Here is a 20,273-nt window from a genome sequence, read left to right on the forward strand (position 1 = left end):
TGGATACTGTATTAGTTTAAGGACAATCTATGAGCAAGCTAATCCCGCTGTTGCTGGCGACGGCAGCCTTAACACTCAGCGCCTGCCAACAGGCGGCCGGCACCGGTGAAGCCCGGATTGCACCGGCGCCGCTGGTAGAAGCCATTGATCCGCAGCGTGATCCGATTAAAGCGACTCAAGCGAGGAAGCAACTGATGGAAAGACCAGAACAAGTGGCTGACGTTGCCGCGCTGCGCCGCGAAGTCTTGGCGCTGATCGCCGATAAAAGCGCCGACAATGTACAGCAGTGTCTGGTGCTACCGCTGGGGCATAAGCCGTGCGGTGGGCCAGCGGAGTATGTTGCGGTATCAATTAAAGGTAAAGATGAAGCGACCGTGCTGAATAAAATCAATGCCTATAATCAGGCAGCAGAGGCTGAGAATCTGCGGCTGGGCCGGATGTCCGACTGTGCGGTGGTGCCTAAGCCGCAGGTGCAACTGGTTAACGGTCAATGTACGCTGGTTAATGAAGTAACCTATTAATCCTTCCAACGCTAAGGGCCGTGACTGACACGGCCACGATCGAGGTAAGACGCTTGCGTCAGGCAGAACCCTTTAAACTGATTTTACAGCGCGCCGAGGCCCGTAAAGGCGGCCCGGCGGCGCTGCGAGCTTTGCTAAGCGAACCACGCACTACCGCTGAACTCTCGGCCTTGCCGGATAATCTGCTGTTAGCCGAGCTGACTAAGAAAATTTTTCAGTCTGGCTTTGTCTGGCGAGTGGTGCGGCAAAAATGGCCGGGTTTTTGCGAAGTGTTTTTCGACTTTGATATCGAAAAAATGCTGCTGCTCAGTGATGAAATGCTGGAACAAAAAGCGCAGGATCCCCGGATTATCCGCAATTTAAGCAAAGTATTTACCATCCGTGATAATGCGCTGATGATTTATCATCTGCAGCGTGAGCATGGCAGCTTTGCAAATTTTATCGCTAACTGGCCAACAAGCGATATTATCGGGCTTTGGGCTTATCTGAAAAAGCATGGTGCCCGGCTGGGTGGCAATACCGGTCCTTATGCGCTGCGCGCCATTGGTAAAGATACCTTTTTACTGACCCAGGATGTTGAAGCCTATCTGAAAGCCTATGGGGTGTTTGATGGCAGTAGCAGCAGTAAAAAGAGTCTGCAACAGATCCAGCATCAGTTTAATCAGTGGCAGCAGGAATCCGGACTAAGTTTGCAGCAAATTAGTCAAACCATAGCGCTGAGTATTGGCGAAAACTATGCTGGGATGCAGCAATGAGTGTATTGCTCACCTCGTTACCGGCGGACTATGCCGATGAGTTGCAGGAACGTTTCCCATTAACGGTTATTACTGAGCTGGCTGGTTGGTACCTCTGCTGGGCAGATCAGGCGCTGGTATTGCGTCATGCCGACTTACCAAAGCAGGGCGATATTCTGGTGGATTTTGCCAGTGGCGCCGCCAGTTACCGGCGCCAGTTTGGCGGTGGCAAAGACGAAGCCATTGCCAAAGCCTGTGGTCTGAACAAAAAGCGCAACCTGAGTATTACTGATGCCACCGCCGGTTTAGGGCGTGATGCCTTAGTGCTGGCCAATCTTGGTGCTACAGTGACGCTGGTAGAACGCAATCCGCTGGTGGCGGCACTGCTGTATGATGGTTTGCGCCGGGCCGCGGCCAATCCGGTCACAGCAGAGCTCGCGGCGCGGATGCAACTGCATTTTGCCCCGGCATTGCAAGCGCTGACGGAACTGCCGCCAGCCGATGTGGTCTATCTGGATCCGATGTTCCCACCACGCGAAAAATCGGCGCTGGTGAAAAAAGAAATGCGCGCCTTTCATGACGTGGTGGGCAGTGATACCGATGCCGATGCACTGCTGGCGCCGGCGTTACAGCTGGCGCGCTACCGGGTGGTGGTAAAACGCCCCGGTTATGCTGAAGTGCTGGCGCAACAAAGCCCGCAGCTAGTGGTAAAGGGCAAGAATAACCGCTTTGATGTGTATATAAATCAGGCGATTGCCTGATATTAATTTAATAGCTTTGCGCTATGGCGCACTAAGGAATAAGCAATGATTAAAGTAGGCGATAGATTACCAGAAGTCAGCTTCTCACAATTAACAGCCGATGGCATGAAAAACCCCACTACCAGCGAAGTTTTCGCCGGCAAAAAAGTGGTGTTATTTGCCGTACCGGGTGCTTTCACACCGACCTGTTCTGCCGCGCATTTGCCGGGTTATATTGCGCTGGCCGATCAGATCAAAGCCAAAGGCGTGGATACTATCGTTTGTACCGCCGTCAACGATGCCTTTGTGATGAAAGCCTGGGCGGATAGCCAGAACGCGGAAGAAATTACCTTTTTAGCCGACGGTGGTGGCAGCTTTCATAAAGCCATTGGCTTAACGATGGAAACCGCCGACTTTGGTGGTTTACGGTCGCAGCGTTACGCGATGATTGTTGACAACGGCGTTGTCACTTTGCTGAATGTCGAGCCACCAAAGACCTTTGAAGTCAGTAAGGCCGAGACGATTTTAGCGGCGTTGTAATAACGCGCTACCTCTTATCAGGGCAGGGCCTGTGCCTTGCCCTTTTTCTTTATACCAGAACTGGTATCATAGTCTTATCTATTCCAAGGGTGAATGCCTGATGCAAACTGTAAATATTCTCTGTATTAAGTGGGGCAAGAAGTACGGTCCTGACTATGTAAACAAGCTGCATAATATGGTGCGGCGAAACCTGACGCTGCCACACCGCTTTGTCTGCTTAACGGATGATCGCGACGGTATTAACCCGGAAATTGAAGTAAAAGATATTCCAAAAATCGGCTTTAAAGACTTTGATGAACGCCAGCCCTGGAGCTTTGGTCATGGTTGGTTAAAGGTCACCAGCTTTGCCGATCCGTTGTATGATCTGACGGGCCCAACCTTGTTCATCGATTTGGATGTGGTGATTGTTGATAACATTGACTGCTTCTTTGAGCCTAAAGGCGAGTTCTTTGTGATTAAAGAATGGGATAAGTCGGATGATACCGGCAACACCTCAGTCTACCGTTATGACATTGGTGCCCATAGCGACCTAATTGAGCTGCTGAAAAACCATAAAGAGCGCGAGCTGGCCAAGGTGCGTAACGAGCAGGAGTTTGTGACTCAGAATCTGGCGAAGCAGGGCAAGTTACAATACTGGCCGGAGGGCTGGTGTGTCAGCTTTAAGCGTCACTGTTTACCAAAAGGCATTATGAACTGGTTCAAGCCAGCCACAATTCCACAAGGCGCTAAGATCGTGGCCTTCCATGGTAAACCGAATCCACCGGATGCGATTGCCGGCGTCAGTGGCAAGTGGTATCGCCGTGTGCTGCCGGTGCAATGGGTTAAGGATATGTGGCAATAAGGCCGCGACCCGATGCGCTATAAAATCTTTATTATCAATCTGGCGCGCTCACCCGAGCGCTACCAGCAGGCGCTTTCGCAATTAGCGGCCTGGCCAGATTTACCGGTACAGCGCATTGATGCCGCTGACGGCCGTGCGCTGAGTGACGCTGAGATCAATCAGTATTATTCCGCCGCCCTGAATCAGCGCTTGCATCATAAAATCCTCAAGCCTGGAGAAAAGGGCGCCTTTATCAGCCATATCCGCTGCTGGCAGCAAATTGTTGAGCAGCAACTCGATTTTGCGCTGATTCTGGAAGATGATTTTCTGGTTGATGGCGATCTGCCGGCGCTGCTTAAAGCCATTGCTGAGCTGACGCAGCCCTGGCATTTGCTAAAACTGGCGATGCCGAATAAGCAGCAGAAAATTATCGCCGGTAAGCCGCAGGCCGCTTTTTCCTTAGTCCATTTTAAAAAGAACCCGATCTCAGCGGTGGCGCAAGCCGTTAGCCTGGACGGTGCCAAACTCTTGCTGGCACGGGAGCTGCCTTTTGGCCGGCCAGTGGATGTCTCGATGCAATACAGCTGGCAGCTGGGCTTTCAGGCGCTGGGGATGTGGCCGTTGATTTTTAAACCCGATCTGGGCTTTGAAAGCACTATCTCGGGTAAACAAAATGAGCAGGTTAATCGGCGGGTGTTTTACTGGCGGCGGCTGGAGTTTAGCCTGGCAAACCTGTGGCATAACCTGCGGCACTATGGCTTGGTGGCCTTGCTGCAGGCTAAGAAATGGCCCAATCCAACCGGACGCACCCGGCTCTCCAATTAGGGCGTGTAACACGGCCTGACACCTTGTTTTTCCGGTATTTTTACGCAGTGCTTGCTGGATACTTAAAGGCGTTGCGCTGCCAGTTGCTGCTGATAAAACGCCAATACCTCGGCGGCTTTAGCGCTCGGTTCAAAGCGTTGCATCGGATATTGCCGGCGTGCTAAATCCTGGCTTTGCTGCTGTAAGCGTTTTGCCAAATGTGCGGCATTATCAATGCCCACCAGCTCATTGTTAAACAGCGGTCGCAGGTATTTCGCCCCCTCAGTGGCGGTGGCAACAATCGGTAAACCGGCATGCATCGCTTCCAGAAACACCAGGCCAAAGGGCTCGGTACGGGCGGCACTGACAAAGCAATCGAAGCAAGCCAGCCAGTCCTGTGGGCTGGCGCTAAAGCCGGGCATAATCACCTGTGTCGGCGCTTTCTCGCGCAGCGCCTGCCAGTTTTTCCCCTCACCGACAATCACCAGATAGCTGTTAGGGATCGCCGCCTGTTTAAAGGCGTCCAGTAACACGTCCTGGCCTTTACTCTGTTCAACCCGGCCCAAAGTGCCAATCACGATGGCATCCGCTGGGATCTGATACTCGGCGCGCAGGCGTTGCCGAGCATCAGCAGTGGCAGGGCGCGCAGCTGACCAGTTATCCAGCTGCACACTGTGCTGGCGCAGCGGCTCCGGGATCGCCGCCAACTGCCAGGGGGCGATGGCAATAAGTGCATCTAATTTGGCATGCTGCTGTTTTTTATAGTGAATATGCAGGGTTGCTACCCGCAGGCACAAACCCTTTACGCCTTGTAATACCCGGCACGCAGCGCTTAAATGTGCATGGGCAACATCGGGTTTTAACTGGCGCAGCAGGCGACGGGCGCGATAGATCGCCAGCAGTTTAAAGCCACCAACCAGCAGCACTTTAACCTTGGGCGATACCCGGTGGGCAATGGCATTGGGCCGCTGTTCCGCGCCGCGCTGGTGCAAAATCAAGGTGACATCATGCTGTTGTTCGGCTTGCAGATTGGCCAGCTCAACGGCGTAGCGTTCGCTGCCGGCAAAGCTGTGGGTCAGGATAATATGGACAATTTTCATAGGCTTTTTGCAGTTTCCGCTGCTGCGCGAACTTTGGCTGCCCATGTTATACTAATTGCCATTTTCGCTAAAGCCCGGCTTGCTGGCCGGTTCGATAAAAGGGATAGGCTGTTGCTCAGGCATCTGTATTCTGCATTGCTGTATTTATTGCTGCCGTTGCTGCTGCTGTATTTTCTATGGCGCTCGCGCAAGGACCCGGCGTACCGGCAGCGTCTGCTTGAGCGTTTTAGCTTGGGTTTAAAAAAATGTGGGCTGCAACCAGGCGGTATCGTCGTGCATGCAGTCTCTGTCGGCGAAACCATTGCTGCCACCCCATTAATTAAGCAGCTGCAACAGCAATATCCGGGCTTGCCGCTGACGGTGACCGGTACCACGCCGACCGGCTCAGCGACCATCAGTAGCCGCTTTGGCAACACTGTGCAGCACTGCTATTTACCACTGGATTATCCTGGCAGTGTTCGGCGCTTTCTAGACGCGCTTCAGCCAAAGCTGCTGGTGATCGTGGAAACTGAGCTGTGGCCTAATTTACTCGCCGCCTGCCGGAAACGACACATTCCGGTGGTGGTCGTTAATGCCCGTTTATCGGCCCGCTCAGCTAAGGGGTATCGTCGTTTTAGTGCCTTAACCCGGCCGTTACTGAATAATATCAGCCTGTTATTAACTCAGGATCGCGCCAGTGCCCGCCGCTTTCGGGCGCTGGGTTTTGGCAATACCCTGCAAGTAACGGGTAATCTAAAGTTTGAACTGGCGATCCCAGCGCAAACCGCGCAGCTGGTAACGGAATTTGCGCCGCTATTAACAACGCGGCTGGTATGGGTCGCTGCCAGTACCCATGCCGGTGAGGATGAGCAGTTACTGGCGCTTTATCCACGCTTAAAACAGTGCTTCCCTGCGTTATTACTGTTATTGGTACCACGCCATCCGGAGCGTTTTGACAAGGTCGCACAGCTGGCGCAAGCCCAGGGGTGTCACGTCTGGCGCCGCAGTAGCGGGCAGTTACCCGGGGCAGATACCGAGATTGCGGTCGGCGATTCGATGGGCGAGCTGCTGGCCTGGTATCAGCTGGCCGATCTGGTGTTTATCGGTGGTAGTTTAATCGAGCGCGGCGGCCATAATCCGCTGGAAGCCATTTGCTTTGGCAAAGCCGTGCAAAGCGGGCCGCATATTTTTAATTTTAATGAGGCGTACCGGCAGCTGCAGCAACAGCAGGCCGTGGTGCTGGTGGCCGATAGTGAACAGCTGTTTGCCAGCTGTTGTCAGCTGCTTAGCGATATCACCTTACGCCAACAGCTCGGGCAACGTGCCCAACAGTTTTTTTCCCGGCAGCAGGGCGCCACGGCGCGTACCCTGGATGCTATCAACCTTCTTGTTGCAGGAACCCTTATGCCAAGCCAGCCTTTAGCAAACACGTCAGCCTATCAGACTAAGCAAGCCGGTAACGCCAGCTATTGGTACGACCCGGCGTTTTTTACTGAGATCGCCGCTGAGCAGTTTCAAAGTGCCTGGTGGCAACAGCAGCAAGCGGTGATTGGCAGCTCCAGCGGCCGCAATACCGCCTATTTTGTCCAACATGGCGGGCATAAACTGGTGCTGCGGCATTATTACCGTGGTGGTCTGGTCGGTAAGCTGCTGCATGATCAATTCTGGCTGCAGCCGGTGGCACAAAGCCGGGCGATGCAGGAATACCAGTTATTAAGCTGGATGCGTGCGCAGGGCCTGGCGGTGCCAAGACCGGTAGCCGCAAGGTATCAGCGTAGTGGTTTAATTTATCGCGCTGACTTACTGATTGAGCTTATTCCCGACAGTAAAGATCTGGCGGCGATTTTGCAGCAAAGGGCCATGACTGCTGAGGAATGGCAGGCCGTGGGCCAGGCGATCGCACAGATGCACCGGCTGGGGGTTTATCATTCGGATCTGAATTGTCGCAATATTATGCTGGATAGCGCTGGTAAGGTCTGGCTGATTGATTTTGATAAATGCGAGCGCCGTGAGCCGGGACCGTGGACAGAGCAGAATTTAGCGCGTCTGCTGCGCTCCTTCAATAAAGAGCGCGGTAAACTCGCCGTGTTCCACTGGCAGGATACGGACTGGGCAGCGCTGTTAGCCGGTTATCAGCTAGCCGGCTATCAGCAGTCGCTTAGCGCCGTAGCGGAGCGCAACTAAAATGCAGCAGTGGGATGTGATTGTGGTCGGCGCGGGTGCGGCCGGCTTATTTTGCGCCATTGAAGCGGCGAAGCGTGGCCGTAAAACCCTGGTACTGGATAATGGCAAACGTATCGGCCGCAAAATTCTGATGTCGGGCGGCGGCCGTTGTAATTTCACCAATATCTATGCCAGCCCGGCAAATTATTTATCGCAAAACCGCCATTTCTGTAAATCGGCACTCAGTCGCTACACCCAGTGGGATTTTATTGCGCTGGTGCAGCAATATGGCATTGCCTACCACGAGAAAACGCTGGGCCAGCTGTTTTGTGATGACAGCGCCAAAGATATCGTTGAGATGCTGCAACAGGAGTGTGATAAAGCCGGGGTGCAGATTGCACTACAGCAGGAGATCACGACGGTTAGCTATCAGGATGGTCAGTATCAGGTTGTTACGCCACAGCTCAGCCGGCAGTGCCAAAGCCTGGTGATTGCCAGCGGCGGCCTAAGCCTGCCCAATCTCGGTGCTACCGCCTTTGGTTACCAACTGGCTGAGCAATTTGGCTTAAAGGTGCTGCCACTGCGCGCCGGCTTGGTCCCGCTAACCTGGCAACCGGCCGATAAAGCCGTGTTTGAAGAAATCAGCGGCGTATCGCTGCCGGTGACCGCCGAGGCCAATGAGGTGCTGTTTCCGGAAGATATGCTGTTTACCCATCGCGGCTTAAGCGGCCCGGCAATTTTGCAAATCTCCAACTATTGGCAACCTGGCGATGCGCTGACGATTAACCTGCTGGCAGGCCAAGACTTAACCGCGCTGCTCACCGAGTTGCAGCAACAGCATCCGGCGCAGGAGCTAAAAACCGCATTGGCACGGGTGCTACCCAAGCGGTTGGTGGAGAAATTATTAGAGCTGAAGCTGTTTCAAAATCAGCCGCTAAAAGCGCTAAATCCAAAAAGTATTGAGCGGCTGGTCGACAGCCTGCAGCACTATATTTTTAAACCGAACGGCACTGAGGGCTACCGCACAGCTGAAGTGACCCTAGGTGGTGTCGATACCGATGAGCTATCGTCCAAAACCATGGAGACCAAAAAACAGCCGGGTCTGTATTTTATCGGCGAGGTAGTCGATGTTACCGGTTGGCTCGGTGGCTACAATTTCCAATGGGCCTGGAGCTCCGGCTGGGTCGCCGGGCAGTATTGTTGAATAAGAAGCAAGATGAAAAAACTTTCTAAAGTACAACTTAAACAACAGGCCGCAGTAATGGCGGCGGTGACCAGTCTGGAGCAGCAGGCGCAGGCGGAATTAGCCGGTGTCGTGCAGGCCTGGTTTAGTATGGAATATGAAGCCTTTCCGGGTTCGTTGCTGGTGCGGCTGCAATTTGCCGAGCAGGCACAGTTAGAGGCAGCGCAGCCACAGTTATTGCTGTGGCAAAAGCGGCTGAGTGCGTTAATGCTAAAAAAGGGTTATGTGCTAAAAGATTTGCGTAAACATCTGGTGTTTACACTAAGCGGGCCGGAGGATTAATCCGGCCTGTTATGCTCCGGCGCGCTGCGTTAGTCTTTTTGCAGCAGATAATCCAGTAACTGAAAATAATCTTCGTTTGACTGAATATCATCCGGTAACTCAGTACCGACCAGATACTTACCCTTTACCACAATCGCCGGCACACCCTGAATACGGTTATCCAGCATTTCGCGGTTAGCTTGTTCCATCATGGCTCTGGCCTGCTCTGAGTTAGCCAGTTCGCTGAATTGGCCGGCATCCAGCTGATGCTTTGCCAAAAAGCTATTGATAGCCGCCAGATCGGGCAGCGCATTTTTCTCGGTGCGCTGTTGACGATACAGCGCAAACAAGTCATCAAAATGCGCACTTTGACCGGCCAGTTGCAGGGCGTAGAACACGCTGGCATCAAAAGCCCAGCGCTCGCCTAAAGCAGGATGGCGGCGTAGCAGCGAGACTTGTGGCCGCTCAGCCAGATAGGCTTTTAACAGTGGTTCAAAATTCTGACAATGCGGACAACCGAGCCAGAAATATTCGGTTAAGCCTTGCTGCGCAGCCGGATCCGTTAACGGGGCGCTCATGACTTGATAGTGTTTACCTGCAGTAAAGACACGACTTGGCACAGTGCTGACAGCCACTTCAGGCTCTGGGGTATTTTGCTGTGGCGAGCAGGCGCTGAGTAACAGGCTAAGGCATAACAGAGCAACAAACTTCATAATAATCCTTAAAATCTAAGCAGCAGGGTGGATGAGCTGTCGCAGTGTAGTAACTTTAGCCGGCCGTGACAATGCTGTGGCAGATGGCGCGCGACGCAGTACACAGCACACTCGGTAAAATCAGGTTATGATAGGCTGATTATCAGCGACAAATGGATAGAGCATGCAATATTTTCTCGGCGCTTATGCCGCCTCTCCGAATACCACTGGCTGGGACCCGGATCTTGAAGCTGCGTATTACCGTAGTCTGGCCTCGCTGGCTAGTGTTAAAGGTTTAGAGCATCCGTTTCTGGGGCAGCTGCATCAATACGATGACAATTGGTTCTTACAACAGTTAGCGCCACATTGGGACTATGTTTTTACTACCATTCCCGGGGTAATGAATGCATTAGCGCAGCAGCCTGGTTTTGGCTTGGCCTCAACCGACGAAGCCGGCCGCCAGGCAGCGCTGCAATTTATGCGCTCAGCGCAGCAAGCTGTGCATAAACTTAATCAACACCTTGGCCGTCGGGCAGTCACCGCCATTATGCTGCACAGCGCCCCGGCCCGTAACAAAGTGGCTGGTAACGCCGAGTGTTTCGCCGCATCGCTACAAGAGCTACTTAGCTGGGATTGGCAAGGTGCTCGCCTAGTGGTTGAGCATTGTGATGCGTACTTACCACCGCAAGTACCGTCGAAAGGCTTTCTTAGCCTGCAGGATGAACTGGTGGTACTTAGCCAATTAAAACAGCAAGGCGCGGCGAACCTGGGTGTGGTAATTAACTGGGGACGTTCGGTCTTTGAAGGCCGGGATCCCGCCACTGCTGTGCAACATCTGCAAGCCGCAAAAACAGCTGGTTTATTGGCCGGATTAATGTTTTCCGGCGTATCCGATGCAGAGAGTGAGTATGGCGCCTGGCGTGATAGTCATCAGCCGATCCGCAACGCCTTGCAGCCAGAGCTGGGCTCGCCAGTGTCCTGGTTAACGGAGCAGCAAGTAGCCGCTGCCCTGGCGGCAGCCGCGCCACTGCAGGCATTGACCGTATTGGGGTTGAAAATAGGCGTACGACCACATACTGCTAATCTGGCCGAGCGCCTGGCATTATTACAGGCGCAGCTAAACATTTTGCAGCAACAACATACCGCGATAACTGAACAAGGGGAGCAAGCATGAAAGCTGTAGGGTATCAACAATCGCTAGCTATTACTGAACCAGCTGCTTTGTTAGACATAGAACTGCCGCAACCGGTTGCTACCGGACGCGATTTGCTGGTAAAGGTCGCAGCGATTTCTGTGAATCCGGTCGATACCAAGGTCCGGAAACGGGCGGCGCCACCAGTGGGTGAATATAAGGTGCTGGGTTGGGACGCGTCAGGTGAAGTGGTCGCGGTCGGGCCGGAGGTTAGCAATTTTCAGGTCGGCGATCGGGTTTACTATGCCGGTGCTTTGCAGCGCCAGGGCTCGAATGCCGAGTATCAGTTAGTCGATGAGCGGATTGTCGGTAAAATGCCGGCCAACCTGAATTTTGAGCAGGCCGCCGCCCTGCCGTTAACAGCGTTGACGGCCTGGGAGTTATTGTTTGATCGTCTGGAATTAGCCACGCCCAGCTTAAAGCACCCTAAGCCGGTATTACTGGTTACCGGCGCGGCCGGCGGTGTGGGTTCGATTCTGGTGCAACTGGCTCGACAGCTGACCACGGTGACTGTGGTTGCTACCGCTTCGCGGCCGGAAACCCAGCAATGGGTGAAAGAATTGGGCGCGCATTATGTAGTAGATCACAGCCAGCCATTGATCCCGCAATTACAGCAACTGGGTATTGCTGCGGTGAGTCATGTTGCCAGCCTGACGCAAACCGATCTGCATTATGCGGAACTGGTGCAGCTGTTAGCGCCGCAAGGCAAATTGGCACTGATCGACGATCCGGCAAATGGCATCGATATTATGCCGCTGAAACAAAAGAGTATTTCAGTGCATTGGGAGTTTATGTTTACCCGCTCGCTGTTTAGTACGGCGGATATGGTGGTGCAGCAACAAATTCTCAACGATTTAAGCCGGCTGATTGAGCAAGGCCAAATTAAAACGACGCTGAAGCAGAGCTATGGCACCATTAATGCCAGCAATTTAAAACAAGCTCATGCGTTACTCGAATCGGGTAAGGCGGTAGGTAAAATCGTATTAAGCGGGTTCTAGCGGCATCGCTGGCTGCGGTTCATATCGCAGCCAGCATAATGTCAGTCTCAGGCAATTTGCTGATCGTTATCAAAGCTACTGTAGTAAGCTTTAAATAGTACCTTTTCCAGCGCCAGTTGCATCGCCACATTGATTGGGTAATGTTTATTCCCTAAATCATAATCCAGCTGGCTAACCTGCTCTTTAGCATGCATCATTAGCGGCGGTGGCTGTTCCGTCAGCATAATCAGGTGCTGCTGGTAACGCTCGGCTTTATCGCTTTTAATGGTTTTACACACCGATAGTGACGTTTGTTTTTGTTTGTCACGGTAGCCGGCAGCGCCAAATACCCGACAAATGCTTGGCCGCTGCTGATAGACAGTGCAATGCCCTTGCTTGCCATCAAAAGACAGCCGTTGATAAAAAAAGCAGCCAGAAACCTCTGGTAACTCTTCGAGTTGTGTCAGTGTCTGCTCTGCCTTACCCTGATCAAACAGGTGTAATGCCAGCGGCAACATTTCCAGCACGGTCGCTTCAATGGTGGTTTGAGTACAACACTCACCACAACCACTGCGGCAGGTTAGGCCGCTAGCTTGCTGATAACTGGAAAAGGTGTCCGCCATTTCGCCATACACAGCCTCAACACGACGCGATAATTCACGCAGTCGTTGCATACAGACTCCGAACGAAATAACTGTAAATGAATAGTCAAATAGAAACGGCGGAATTGCCGCTGCGCCATTTTAAATGGCGCTTTATTACCTGCGCAAGAGGGGGGCGAAAATATAGTCAGTTCGGGCGGGGTTGCGGCAATGCCAGGGCGGTAATGGCGACTAACAGCAGTAAGCCAGGATTAAGCCAGTCGGTAAAACCGGCTAAATGCCTGGCTTGTACCAGTAGCAAGCAGAGCGTTGCCAGGGTGCTTAGCAGCGCATAACGCGGTGCGCCGGCCAGGTTAGTGGTCAGGCTAACCAGTAAAGCTTGAATAATGCATAAACTTAAGGTCAGGCTAACACAGCTAAACAGTAATTTGAGTTTCAATTCGCCATCGGCATACAGCGGGCTAAACAGCAGTAACAAGGCGCTGGCGGTGGCCAGCGCATTAAGCAACCTGGCCCAGCTGCCAGACTGGCGCAGTAAAGTCAGACGACAGTAATGGGTCAAGGCCAATAAACACAGCCCGACACTGATATAAAGCAACACCGGGTTTAACTCCGGATAGGTTGGCCATAACAAGCTGAACCCTAAGCCGTTTAGCACACTAAGTACCAGGGCAAAACACAGGTAGAATAATGCCAGGCTGATGTAGGCCGGGTTACGATGCGCTCTGGCAATGGCGAGGGTAAATACAACCAGCAGCAGTAAGGCGCCAGTGAGCAGCGCCTCACCAACTAATTGCTGCTGCTCTTCGGCCATCAGGATGGGCAAGGTCCCCAGTTTTACCTGGGTACCGAGCAGAGCGGCGTCCTGGATCTGTAGCAAATAGCTGTGCTGTTCGTTAGCTTTGAACTGGATCGGCTGGCTGTAGCCGCGTAACGGCAACGCCCTTTCACTGTAGGGCAGTAGGCTGCCACTTTTGCCCAGCAGTTTGACACTGGGAATTTCAGGCTGCAGTTGATAAAAGCTAATGCGGTCAGCCGGCAAAAACGGGTAATACAGCATGGCTTGCCAGCTTTCCGGATAAGGATTGCTGACCTTAATCAATAGCCATAGTACTTGTTGCTCATTGAGACGTAAGGTGGCTTGCCGTCCGCTCAGTGGCCGGAAGCTATGAAACTGTGCCGGATCGCGTACCAATTGTTCGGCGGTCGTGCTTGCCGGTGTGATCTGATATTGCAGATTACCAAGCAGTAATGCCTGTTGTAATAATTGTTCAGCTTGCGGTGCCGGTTGCTCCTGAGCCAAACAGGGAAGGCATAACAGTGCCAGATACAGCCAAACTGCTCGCAGCGACAACAAATTAAGATTCTCCAGTTTAGACGTGCAGATGGCTTGATGCGACACCCGCTTTAGCGGATAAATAGAAGCATGATAATAGAACAGAGGGATCGTCATGTACAAGTTTGTTGTTGCAGCCTTGCTGCTTGCGTTATCAGGATTGGTTTCGGCTACTGATGCGGAGCGTGGCCGGCAGAAAGCCGCCGTCTGTGTTGCCTGCCATGGCGCGGATGGTATAGCGGTTATCGCCGAATACCCAAATCTGGCCGGTCAAAAAGTGAAATACCTGCAGTTAGCGATTAAAGCCTATCGCGACGGTGAGCGCCGTCATGCGGTAATGTCACCGATGGCGGCAGGATTATCTGAACAAGATATTGCTGATATCGCGGCCTTTTATGCCAGTTTACCCCCAGCAGGGACATCTTCATCTAAATAACGGCAAATTTCTGTCATAAAATCATCGCCATAGCGGCTGAGTTTCGTCTGTCCGACACCGCTGACACTGAGCATGGTTGGTTGATCTGTTGGCAGTTTCTGGCACATATCAATCAGGGTGGCATCACTGAATACCACAAAGGGTGGCACATCATCCCGCTCGGCGATGGCTTTGCGTAGCGCCCGTAACCGGGCAAATAACACCCGATCATAGTGTTGCACAGCCAGTTTGCTGCTGGCCATTTTGGGTGCGCTTTGTAAGCGCGGTACCGCCAGTTGTAGCCGTTGTTCACCGCGCAAGATAGGCCGTGCCACCGGCAGCAAGCGTAATACCGAGTGATGACTGATATCCTGTTGCAATAAGCCATGGTGAATCAATTGCCGGAAGATACTTAACCAATAATCGTGACTCAGCTCCTTGCCCAGACCCCAGGTGGAAAGTTTATCGTGGCCTAAATCCAGTACCTTTTGGCTCTGGCTGCCGCGCAATACTTCAATCACATGATGCAAACCAAAGTTTTGATTAACCCGGTACACACAAGACAGTGCCTTTTGCGCCAGTTCAGTGCCATCAAAGCGTTGTGGCGGATTCAGGCAAATATCACAATTACCACACGGCTGTTGCCGGGCTTCACCAAAATAGTTCAGTAACACTAAACGCCGGCACGTCTGAGCTTCAGCGAAAGCAGCCATCGATAAAAAGCGCTGCCAGGTCACTTCAGCCCTCTGATTGTTCTCTTCGGTTTGCAACCAACGTTTCATCCGGCCAATGTCGGCCGGATCGAATAACAGCAAAGCTTCTGCCGTAACGCCGTCGCGACCGGCGCGGCCGGTTTCCTGATAATACGCCTCGATGGTGCGTGGCAATTCAAAATGCACGACAAAGCGGATATTAGGTTTATCAACCCCCATACCAAAAGCGACAGTGGCAACAATCAGCGCCAGGTCATCACGTTTAAAGGCATCCTGTACCTGCTGCCGATGCGCGGCATCATGCCCAGCGTGATAAGCGGCGGCTTTAAAGCCTTTTTCCTGTAGCTGGGCCGTCAACTCATCGACTTTACGCCGCGAGCTACAGTAAATGATGCCGCTATGGTTTTCTTGTTGCTTCAGGTACGCCAGCAACTGCTCCAGCGGCCGGAATTTTTCCTGTACCGTATAGCGGATATTCGGGCGGTCAAAGCTGCCGCGATGGATAAAGGGTTGCTGTAACGCCAGCTGCTGCACGATATCCTGCTGGGTCGCCGGATCGGCCGTAGCGGTTAACGCCATTACCGGTACGCCGGGGAAATGTTGCCGCAGCTGCGCCAGTGCCATATAGTCTGGCCGGAAATCATGGCCCCACTGAGAGACACAATGGGCTTCATCAATGGCGAACAGGCTAACGCCGACTTCCTGCAAGCGCTCAATAAACTGCGGCTGTAACAAGCGCTCTGGCGCGACATACAGTAACTTTAACTCGTCATAACGCAGCTGATTCAGTACCTCCAGCACCGCTTCGCGGCTCAGGCTGCTGTTAACATAGGCCGCTGCGATACCATTGGCCTGCAAGGTGTCGACCTGATCTTTCATCAGTGACATCAATGGGGAAACCACGACAGTGACTTTGGGTAATTGCAGCGCGGGTAACTGATAACAGAGTGACTTGCCGCCGCCAGTCGGTAGCAACACAAAACAGTCCCGTCCGGCCAGAGCCGCAGCAATGATTTCAGCCTGACCATCTCGCCAACTGCTGTAACCGAAGATCTGTTTTAACGCTGTAAGCAGTTGCTCGGGCACCCGGACTCCACCTGTTTGCAAAACCGCTATTGTATGCAGAAAAGCCGACGGTTTATAGTCCCGCTTACTTTGCTGGAGACGATTAAGCCATAACGCTGCAAGCAATTGGCTTAGCAGTGAGGGAATTATGACTCCGGAATAAGGACATAAAGATTAAGGCGTACCGATCGTGCTTGGCACGAGGCTCGTCTTAACTGTATGTTATGTCTAACCTTTGCGTTTAGGTGTACACTAGAGTCCAATAGCAGCAGTGGGGGCGCTTATGTTAAGTTGGGTCGATATTCTGGCCTTGGGCTGGTTTAGTCTGGTATGGAGTGGTTATACGCTGTATGCCAAGCGCAAGGCTAAGGTAGTGAGTTGTTTATCCTTTGAAATGCGCCGTAAACGCAATCACTGGATGCAACAGATGCTGCGCCGCGATAATAAAATGGCCGACGTCGGCTTGATTTCCACACTGGAACGCAATGTGTCGTTTTTCGCCTCAAGCTGTTTGCTGATTCTGGCCGGTTTGTTGACGGTATTAACTTCCAGTGAGCGGCTAAGTCATGTACTCAGCGGCTTGATCCCGTGGAGTGTGCAGTCGGAAACGCAAATTCAGGTAAAAATTCTGCTGTTAGCCTTTATTTATGTGTTTGGTTTTTTTCAGTTTACCTGGTCGTTACGCCAGTATGGCTTTGGCGGTGTGTTAATCGGCGCTGCGCCGGACGGTAAAGCCCTGACTGACGAAGAACAACTGTTGTACGCTAACCGCACGGCTAAAGTCATTGATCAGGCCGGTCACTCGTTTAACTATGGCTTAAGAGCTATATACTTTTCGCTGGCCGCTTTGACCTGGTTTATTGATGCCTGGATCTTTATGGTGGTGACGGTGCTGGTAGTGCTGATCCTGAAACAGCGGGAATTTCACTCTAAAATTTTGAAAGCCTTACAGGAATGCTGATAACCGGTAATCAGCCGGTTATCAGTACAAAGCCAACGCCCGGACTTAAGGCTGTTCAAACGCCTTAATCACGCGCACTACGCCTTCCACATTACGGGCGATATCGACGGCTTTATCTGCCTCGGGGCCGCCAACCAGGCCCATTAAAAACACTTCCTGGTTTTCGGTGATCACTCTAATGTTTAAGCCGCTGACTTGTTCATCAGCAAGCAGCTGGCTTTTTACCTTGGTACTGATCCAGCTGTCGCGGGTGCGGGTGGTCAGCGAGGTATTATTACCGAGCCGAATCTGGTTATGTACTTGTTTGACGCTTGGAATATCCTGTACCAGCCGCTGTGCTTGATCTTTGACCTGCTCGCTGGCGGTTTGCCCGGTTAGCAGCACCACACCGTTATAGCTGGTGACGTTAATATTGCTGCCCTTGGCGGTTAAGCCGTCCTGGCTCAGCGCGCGTCTGGCTTTGATTACGATACCATTGTCGTCAATTTGCGAGCCAAGGGTGCGACGGTCATTGGCGGCAGTCACCGCTGTCGCACCACCGGCAACCACTGCTGCCGCACAGCCTTGCAGCAACATCAGGGCGGCGAGAACGGGAATCAGTTTACTCATTAAAACTCTCCTTGCTGCGGAAACAGCGTCATATCAATTAACTCACATAAACAATGTAGTAAAAAGGTATAGCACTCTACTACCCGGGCTGGCCGGTGTGCTGGCACCTTGAGTTCGACATCCTGCTGATTTAACAAGCCGGATAATTCGCTACTGTTGTCAACGGTCAGCGCTATCACTTTCATATCGTTAGTCAGTGCCGCTTCCGTAGCGCGCAGTAAACTCTGTTCTGCACCATTTAGTGAAATCACTAACAGAATATCTGCAGGTTGTCCCAGCGCCCGAACCTGGCGGGCCAGATAATCATAATTGGGCTGATTAGCGGGTTGCAGGCTGGAGGCATCGGCCTGCAGCGCAAAAGCGGGTAAACAGGGCCGCTCGGTTTCAAACTGGTCCAGCAGCAATTGGGCAAAATGTCCAGCCAGACTAGCAGTAGCACCCTCACCACAGCAGATGACTTTACCACCGTTAATCAGCGCCTCAACAATCAACAGGGCGCTGCTTTCGATCGGACCGGCCAACGCTTCGCTGGTGGCGATCATGGTTTGAATATTTTCGCTAAACAGATGTCTGATATGTTCCTGCATCCTGAGTCCTGTTAACTGAAGGCGTTGGTTAGCCAGTTGTACTGGTAGGGGCCACGGCCCTCAACTGCCAGTACATCAATACGACATGGTTGGTCGCCAAGCCGGTGCAGCTGGCGGTAAAGTTGCACCGCCCTAATCACTTTAAGCTGTTTACTACGGGTAACCGCGGCCAGAGCGCCGCCATAAGCGTTACTGGCCCGATATTTTACCTCAACAAATACCCAATACTGACCCTGACGCATAATTAAATCAATTTCGCCGGCTTTACACTGAAAGTTACGGCTGACCAACTGCAGCCCCTGGGCCGCGAGATAGTCTGCGGCCAGTTGCTCATAAAGCTCGCCCTGGGTATTCATCGCGGTATTAAGGTTCCTGCACCGAAACCAGCCGGTTAGTCTGATAACTGGCCCAACTGAGCTGGCGTTGAATATCGCCCTGGGCACTGACGGTTAAGCGGCCGGTAAAGCCCGGATAGCTTAGTGACGGCAGCTGGCGTTGTTGCTTTAAACTGCCGATAAGTTGAAACGCATCGTAGCCCATCGCAAATAGTCGTTGTAAGGTTTCGTCCTGATCCGGGAACAGCTGTAAATATTGCTCACGCACCGCCTGAATATGTTGCTCGCCCAATAACCATGGCGTTTCCGTAAAGGTCAGGCCATTTAAATCGCGCAGATCATTGGCATCGCCACCCACACTAAAACTGCGTGAGCTGGCATAAACCGGTAAGCGTGGGCCGTGTTGGCTGACAGAGACATCGATAAAGGGCTTAAACATCCGGGTTTGAATTGGATCCGCAATCAGATAAATTGCGTCAATATCTTTACGGCTGTGCGGTTCCGTCTCCACCTTACCGGGGATCAGACCTGAAATCAGGCGGATGCGCTCCCGGCTGTTATCGGTTTCCAATAACCGGGTGACCAAAGCTTCTAATTCATCCCGCGCGTCAAACTGATAGCTCTCCGGTGCCTCAAAGCCCAATTGCTGCCACTGCCGGCTAAATTGCTGCGTCATGCGTTGGCTAATTACGTTGCGGGCACTGATGACCACTGGCCTTTGATAATTTTTGCGGGCAAAGAGCTGTGCCATTTGTGTCGCTTCATCTTCCATATTTAACGCGAAGTAAAAGCGATCTGGCTGTGCAGCCCGGTTGGTATCGCGGCTATTTAAAAACAAGGTCGGGTAGGACCAATCAGTTAACTGGCTGATCGCTTCCACTTGTTCCCGTAACAAGGGCCCGATAACAAAGTCGGCCTGCTGGCTGGCCAGCTGTTGTTGCAACTGTGGTACTGGCTGCTGACTGTCGAGAAAAATCAGTTGCCGGCCTGAGGTTTGATCGGCGGCAGCGGCAGCCAATAAACCATATTGTATCGCTCTGGCGTGTTGCCGGAACTGCCCGCTCAATGGCAGTAATACCGCGATCTTGCGCGGTTGGTATGGCTGTAACGCCAGCTGTTGTTGCAAGCTGGCGGGTAAGTCCGCTAATGCCGGTAAGGTTGGGTAACGTTGCCGCCAGTCGGCGAGGGCTTGTTCCAGTTGCGCCGGTTGGCCCAGATTCGCCCGCACCAGCTCTAACAAGTTAAGCCAACCCAGTGTCCGTTGTCCGGTACCGACTTTCAGGTTAGCCAGCTCGGTATTATCCAATACGCTGAGTTGCTGCCAAAGATGGTCGGGTAATTCCGGATAACTGGCAACCACCTGACGCTGGTTGGCAAGCAGTTCATCCAGCTGCAACAGTGCCCGTGCGGCAGCATAGCCGCGTTGTTGTCGTTGCTGCAGTGCAGCGCTGGCCCATAAAAACGCGGGGCGATCAGCCAGGGGAATTTGCGTCAGCGGGGTTTGTTGCAGCAGTTGCTCTGCCAGCGCCAGCTCATTATTTTGCAAATAGGCTTGTAACAGCACCAGATGGTTAGCTGCGCGGATTTGCGCCGAATCACTCAATTGCAGAGTGTCAGCAATAGCCAGAGCCAGACTGTTGTCTTGTTCAACCAGCGCCTGTTGTGCAGCTGCTAACAACTGTTGTTCGCGTGCCGAGCCCTGCAGCTGGCGTGCGCGCTGAAATAACAGCTGGGCGCTGACGGTTTCCGGCTCAGCGCTTGCCGGCGGTGGCGTAATTTCACTGGCTGTTACCGGTGTGACCTGGGTTGGCGCAGGGGTTTGCGAGCAACTGCTGAGCAGGCCGGCTAAGGCTAACAAAAAAAGAGGCTTAAATTTGCTGGTTT

Annotated in this window: 22 protein-coding genes; 13 read left to right on the top strand and 9 right to left on the bottom strand. The window is 52.7% G+C overall.

Translation table 11 applies throughout. The annotated features are described in order from the left end of the window. Window positions 1-29: 29 nt before the first annotated feature. The 6 genes from AAY72_RS09470 (at window position 30) to AAY72_RS09495 (ending at window position 4,180) form a co-directional block, all read left to right on the top strand. Window positions 30-521: a hypothetical protein gene (locus tag AAY72_RS09470; protein WP_057787093.1), complete on the top strand. Its 492-nt coding sequence runs from the start codon at window positions 30-32 to the stop codon at window positions 519-521. A 53-nt stretch (window positions 522-574) separates the two neighbouring features. Next, window positions 575-1,276: a DNA-3-methyladenine glycosylase I gene (locus AAY72_RS09475; RefSeq protein WP_057787095.1), complete on the top strand. Its 702-nt coding sequence runs from the start codon at window positions 575-577 to the stop codon at window positions 1,274-1,276. Beyond that, window positions 1,273-2,016 (top strand): class I SAM-dependent methyltransferase, encoded by a 744-nt coding sequence (locus AAY72_RS09480; RefSeq protein ID WP_057787097.1) that lies wholly within the window; start codon window positions 1,273-1,275, stop codon window positions 2,014-2,016. The genes AAY72_RS09475 and AAY72_RS09480 overlap by 4 nt, the downstream gene beginning before the upstream one ends. Window positions 2,017-2,061: 45 nt before the next feature. Beyond that, window positions 2,062-2,535, top strand: a complete 474-nt coding sequence (locus AAY72_RS09485) for a peroxiredoxin (protein ID WP_057787099.1) — start codon at window positions 2,062-2,064, stop codon at window positions 2,533-2,535. Window positions 2,536-2,635: 100 nt separating this feature from the next. Continuing rightward, window positions 2,636-3,376, top strand: a complete 741-nt coding sequence (locus tag AAY72_RS09490; protein WP_057787100.1) for a hypothetical protein — start codon at window positions 2,636-2,638, stop codon at window positions 3,374-3,376. A gap of 12 nt (window positions 3,377-3,388) precedes the next feature. Beyond that, window positions 3,389-4,180, top strand: coding sequence for a glycosyltransferase family 25 protein (locus AAY72_RS09495; protein ID WP_057787102.1), 792 nt, complete (start codon window positions 3,389-3,391; stop codon window positions 4,178-4,180). Between the two features lie 62 nt (window positions 4,181-4,242). Here AAY72_RS09495 and AAY72_RS09500 read toward each other — a convergent pair whose 3' ends face one another. After that, on the bottom strand, window positions 4,243-5,259 hold the full coding sequence (locus AAY72_RS09500) for a glycosyltransferase (protein WP_197408397.1): 1,017 nt from the start codon (window positions 5,257-5,259) through the stop codon (window positions 4,243-4,245). A 111-nt stretch (window positions 5,260-5,370) separates the two neighbouring features. Between AAY72_RS09500 and waaA the strand changes: the two genes are divergently transcribed. Genes waaA through AAY72_RS09515 form a run of 3 tightly spaced genes read left to right on the top strand, consistent with a single transcriptional unit; the run spans window position 5,371 to window position 8,926 of the window. Further along, window positions 5,371-7,422 (top strand): lipid IV(A) 3-deoxy-D-manno-octulosonic acid transferase, encoded by a 2,052-nt coding sequence (gene waaA, locus AAY72_RS09505; RefSeq protein WP_057787183.1) that lies wholly within the window; start codon window positions 5,371-5,373, stop codon window positions 7,420-7,422. 1 nt (window position 7,423) lies between these two features. After that, window positions 7,424-8,605, top strand: coding sequence for an NAD(P)/FAD-dependent oxidoreductase (locus AAY72_RS09510; RefSeq protein ID WP_057787106.1), 1,182 nt, complete (start codon window positions 7,424-7,426; stop codon window positions 8,603-8,605). A gap of 12 nt (window positions 8,606-8,617) precedes the next feature. Further along, on the top strand, window positions 8,618-8,926 hold the full coding sequence (locus AAY72_RS09515; RefSeq protein WP_057787108.1) for a hypothetical protein: 309 nt from the start codon (window positions 8,618-8,620) through the stop codon (window positions 8,924-8,926). A gap of 29 nt (window positions 8,927-8,955) precedes the next feature. Here the strand turns inward: AAY72_RS09515 and AAY72_RS09520 are convergent, their stop codons facing one another. Then, window positions 8,956-9,618, bottom strand: coding sequence for a thiol:disulfide interchange protein DsbA/DsbL (locus tag AAY72_RS09520; protein ID WP_057787110.1), 663 nt, complete (start codon window positions 9,616-9,618; stop codon window positions 8,956-8,958). 163 nt (window positions 9,619-9,781) lie between these two features. On the opposite strand from AAY72_RS09520, the gene AAY72_RS09525 reads away from it, so the two are divergent. Together AAY72_RS09525 and AAY72_RS09530 are read left to right on the top strand one after the other, a co-directional pair. Next, window positions 9,782-10,771: a DUF4862 family protein gene (locus tag AAY72_RS09525; RefSeq protein ID WP_057787112.1), complete on the top strand. Its 990-nt coding sequence runs from the start codon at window positions 9,782-9,784 to the stop codon at window positions 10,769-10,771. Then, on the top strand, window positions 10,768-11,787 hold the full coding sequence (locus AAY72_RS09530) for a zinc-binding alcohol dehydrogenase family protein (RefSeq protein WP_057787114.1): 1,020 nt from the start codon (window positions 10,768-10,770) through the stop codon (window positions 11,785-11,787). Before AAY72_RS09525 ends, AAY72_RS09530 begins: the two co-directional genes overlap by 4 nt. Window positions 11,788-11,834: 47 nt before the next feature. Here AAY72_RS09530 and AAY72_RS09535 read toward each other — a convergent pair whose 3' ends face one another. Together AAY72_RS09535 and AAY72_RS09540 are read right to left on the bottom strand one after the other, a co-directional pair. Next, window positions 11,835-12,440, bottom strand: coding sequence for a YkgJ family cysteine cluster protein (locus tag AAY72_RS09535; RefSeq protein WP_057787116.1), 606 nt, complete (start codon window positions 12,438-12,440; stop codon window positions 11,835-11,837). 115 nt (window positions 12,441-12,555) lie between these two features. Then, window positions 12,556-13,821: a 7TM diverse intracellular signaling domain-containing protein gene (locus AAY72_RS09540; protein WP_057787118.1), complete on the bottom strand. Its 1,266-nt coding sequence runs from the start codon at window positions 13,819-13,821 to the stop codon at window positions 12,556-12,558. Between AAY72_RS09540 and AAY72_RS09545 the strand changes: the two genes are divergently transcribed. Continuing rightward, window positions 13,820-14,140 (top strand): cytochrome c, encoded by a 321-nt coding sequence (locus tag AAY72_RS09545; RefSeq protein ID WP_008984726.1) that lies wholly within the window; start codon window positions 13,820-13,822, stop codon window positions 14,138-14,140. The genes AAY72_RS09540 and AAY72_RS09545 overlap by 2 nt on opposite strands. On the opposite strand, the gene recQ is transcribed toward AAY72_RS09545, so the two are convergent. Beyond that, the gene (gene recQ, locus AAY72_RS09550) at window positions 14,098-15,918 is read right to left on the bottom strand and encodes a DNA helicase RecQ (RefSeq protein ID WP_057787120.1); all 1,821 of its coding nucleotides are present in this window, start codon (window positions 15,916-15,918) and stop codon (window positions 14,098-14,100) included. The genes AAY72_RS09545 and recQ overlap by 43 nt on opposite strands. Before the next feature lie 262 nt (window positions 15,919-16,180). Between recQ and AAY72_RS09555 the strand changes: the two genes are divergently transcribed. Beyond that, window positions 16,181-16,858: a DUF599 domain-containing protein gene (locus AAY72_RS09555; RefSeq protein WP_008984724.1), complete on the top strand. Its 678-nt coding sequence runs from the start codon at window positions 16,181-16,183 to the stop codon at window positions 16,856-16,858. 45 nt (window positions 16,859-16,903) lie between these two features. On the opposite strand, the gene dolP is transcribed toward AAY72_RS09555, so the two are convergent. Genes dolP through AAY72_RS09575 form a run of 4 tightly spaced genes read right to left on the bottom strand, consistent with a single transcriptional unit; the run spans window position 16,904 to window position 20,247 of the window. Next, a complete protein-coding gene (gene dolP / locus AAY72_RS09560; protein WP_008984723.1) occupies window positions 16,904-17,467 on the bottom strand; it encodes a division/outer membrane stress-associated lipid-binding lipoprotein in 564 nt (187 codons plus the stop codon). Next, the gene (locus AAY72_RS09565) at window positions 17,467-18,054 is read right to left on the bottom strand and encodes an SIS domain-containing protein (RefSeq protein ID WP_008984722.1); all 588 of its coding nucleotides are present in this window, start codon (window positions 18,052-18,054) and stop codon (window positions 17,467-17,469) included. The genes dolP and AAY72_RS09565 overlap by 1 nt, the downstream gene beginning before the upstream one ends. An 11-nt stretch (window positions 18,055-18,065) precedes the next feature. Beyond that, the gene (locus AAY72_RS09570) at window positions 18,066-18,410 is read right to left on the bottom strand and encodes a YraN family protein (RefSeq protein ID WP_057787122.1); all 345 of its coding nucleotides are present in this window, start codon (window positions 18,408-18,410) and stop codon (window positions 18,066-18,068) included. A gap of 7 nt (window positions 18,411-18,417) precedes the next feature. Further along, on the bottom strand, window positions 18,418-20,247 hold the full coding sequence (locus tag AAY72_RS09575) for a penicillin-binding protein activator (RefSeq protein WP_231728943.1): 1,830 nt from the start codon (window positions 20,245-20,247) through the stop codon (window positions 18,418-18,420). Between the last annotated feature and the right edge of the window lie 26 nt (window positions 20,248-20,273).

The sequence above is a fragment of the Alishewanella sp. WH16-1 genome, assembly GCF_001441695.1.
Classification (GTDB): domain Bacteria; phylum Pseudomonadota; class Gammaproteobacteria; order Enterobacterales; family Alteromonadaceae; genus Alishewanella; species Alishewanella agri.

Coding starts and splice junctions, on each gene's coding strand:
- AAY72_RS09535 (WP_057787116.1), bottom strand. CDS start 12,440: ATGCAACGACTGCGTGAATTATCGCGTCGTGTTGAGGCTGTGTATGGC.
- AAY72_RS09490 (WP_057787100.1), top strand. CDS start 2,636: ATGCAAACTGTAAATATTCTCTGTATTAAGTGGGGCAAGAAGTACGGT.
- AAY72_RS09540 (WP_057787118.1), bottom strand. CDS start 13,821: ATGACGATCCCTCTGTTCTATTATCATGCTTCTATTTATCCGCTAAAG.
- AAY72_RS09570 (WP_057787122.1), bottom strand. CDS start 18,410: ATGAATACCCAGGGCGAGCTTTATGAGCAACTGGCCGCAGACTATCTC.
- AAY72_RS09485 (WP_057787099.1), top strand. CDS start 2,062: ATGATTAAAGTAGGCGATAGATTACCAGAAGTCAGCTTCTCACAATTA.
- AAY72_RS09510 (WP_057787106.1), top strand. CDS start 7,424: ATGCAGCAGTGGGATGTGATTGTGGTCGGCGCGGGTGCGGCCGGCTTA.
- dolP (WP_008984723.1), bottom strand. CDS start 17,467: ATGAGTAAACTGATTCCCGTTCTCGCCGCCCTGATGTTGCTGCAAGGC.
- AAY72_RS09530 (WP_057787114.1), top strand. CDS start 10,768: ATGAAAGCTGTAGGGTATCAACAATCGCTAGCTATTACTGAACCAGCT.
- AAY72_RS09515 (WP_057787108.1), top strand. CDS start 8,618: ATGAAAAAACTTTCTAAAGTACAACTTAAACAACAGGCCGCAGTAATG.
- AAY72_RS09500 (WP_197408397.1), bottom strand. CDS start 5,259: ATGAAAATTGTCCATATTATCCTGACCCACAGCTTTGCCGGCAGCGAA.
- AAY72_RS09565 (WP_008984722.1), bottom strand. CDS start 18,054: ATGCAGGAACATATCAGACATCTGTTTAGCGAAAATATTCAAACCATG.
- AAY72_RS09545 (WP_008984726.1), top strand. CDS start 13,820: ATGTACAAGTTTGTTGTTGCAGCCTTGCTGCTTGCGTTATCAGGATTG.
- AAY72_RS09525 (WP_057787112.1), top strand. CDS start 9,782: ATGCAATATTTTCTCGGCGCTTATGCCGCCTCTCCGAATACCACTGGC.
- AAY72_RS09495 (WP_057787102.1), top strand. CDS start 3,389: ATGCGCTATAAAATCTTTATTATCAATCTGGCGCGCTCACCCGAGCGC.
- AAY72_RS09480 (WP_057787097.1), top strand. CDS start 1,273: ATGAGTGTATTGCTCACCTCGTTACCGGCGGACTATGCCGATGAGTTG.
- AAY72_RS09470 (WP_057787093.1), top strand. CDS start 30: ATGAGCAAGCTAATCCCGCTGTTGCTGGCGACGGCAGCCTTAACACTC.
- AAY72_RS09555 (WP_008984724.1), top strand. CDS start 16,181: ATGTTAAGTTGGGTCGATATTCTGGCCTTGGGCTGGTTTAGTCTGGTA.
- AAY72_RS09520 (WP_057787110.1), bottom strand. CDS start 9,618: ATGAAGTTTGTTGCTCTGTTATGCCTTAGCCTGTTACTCAGCGCCTGC.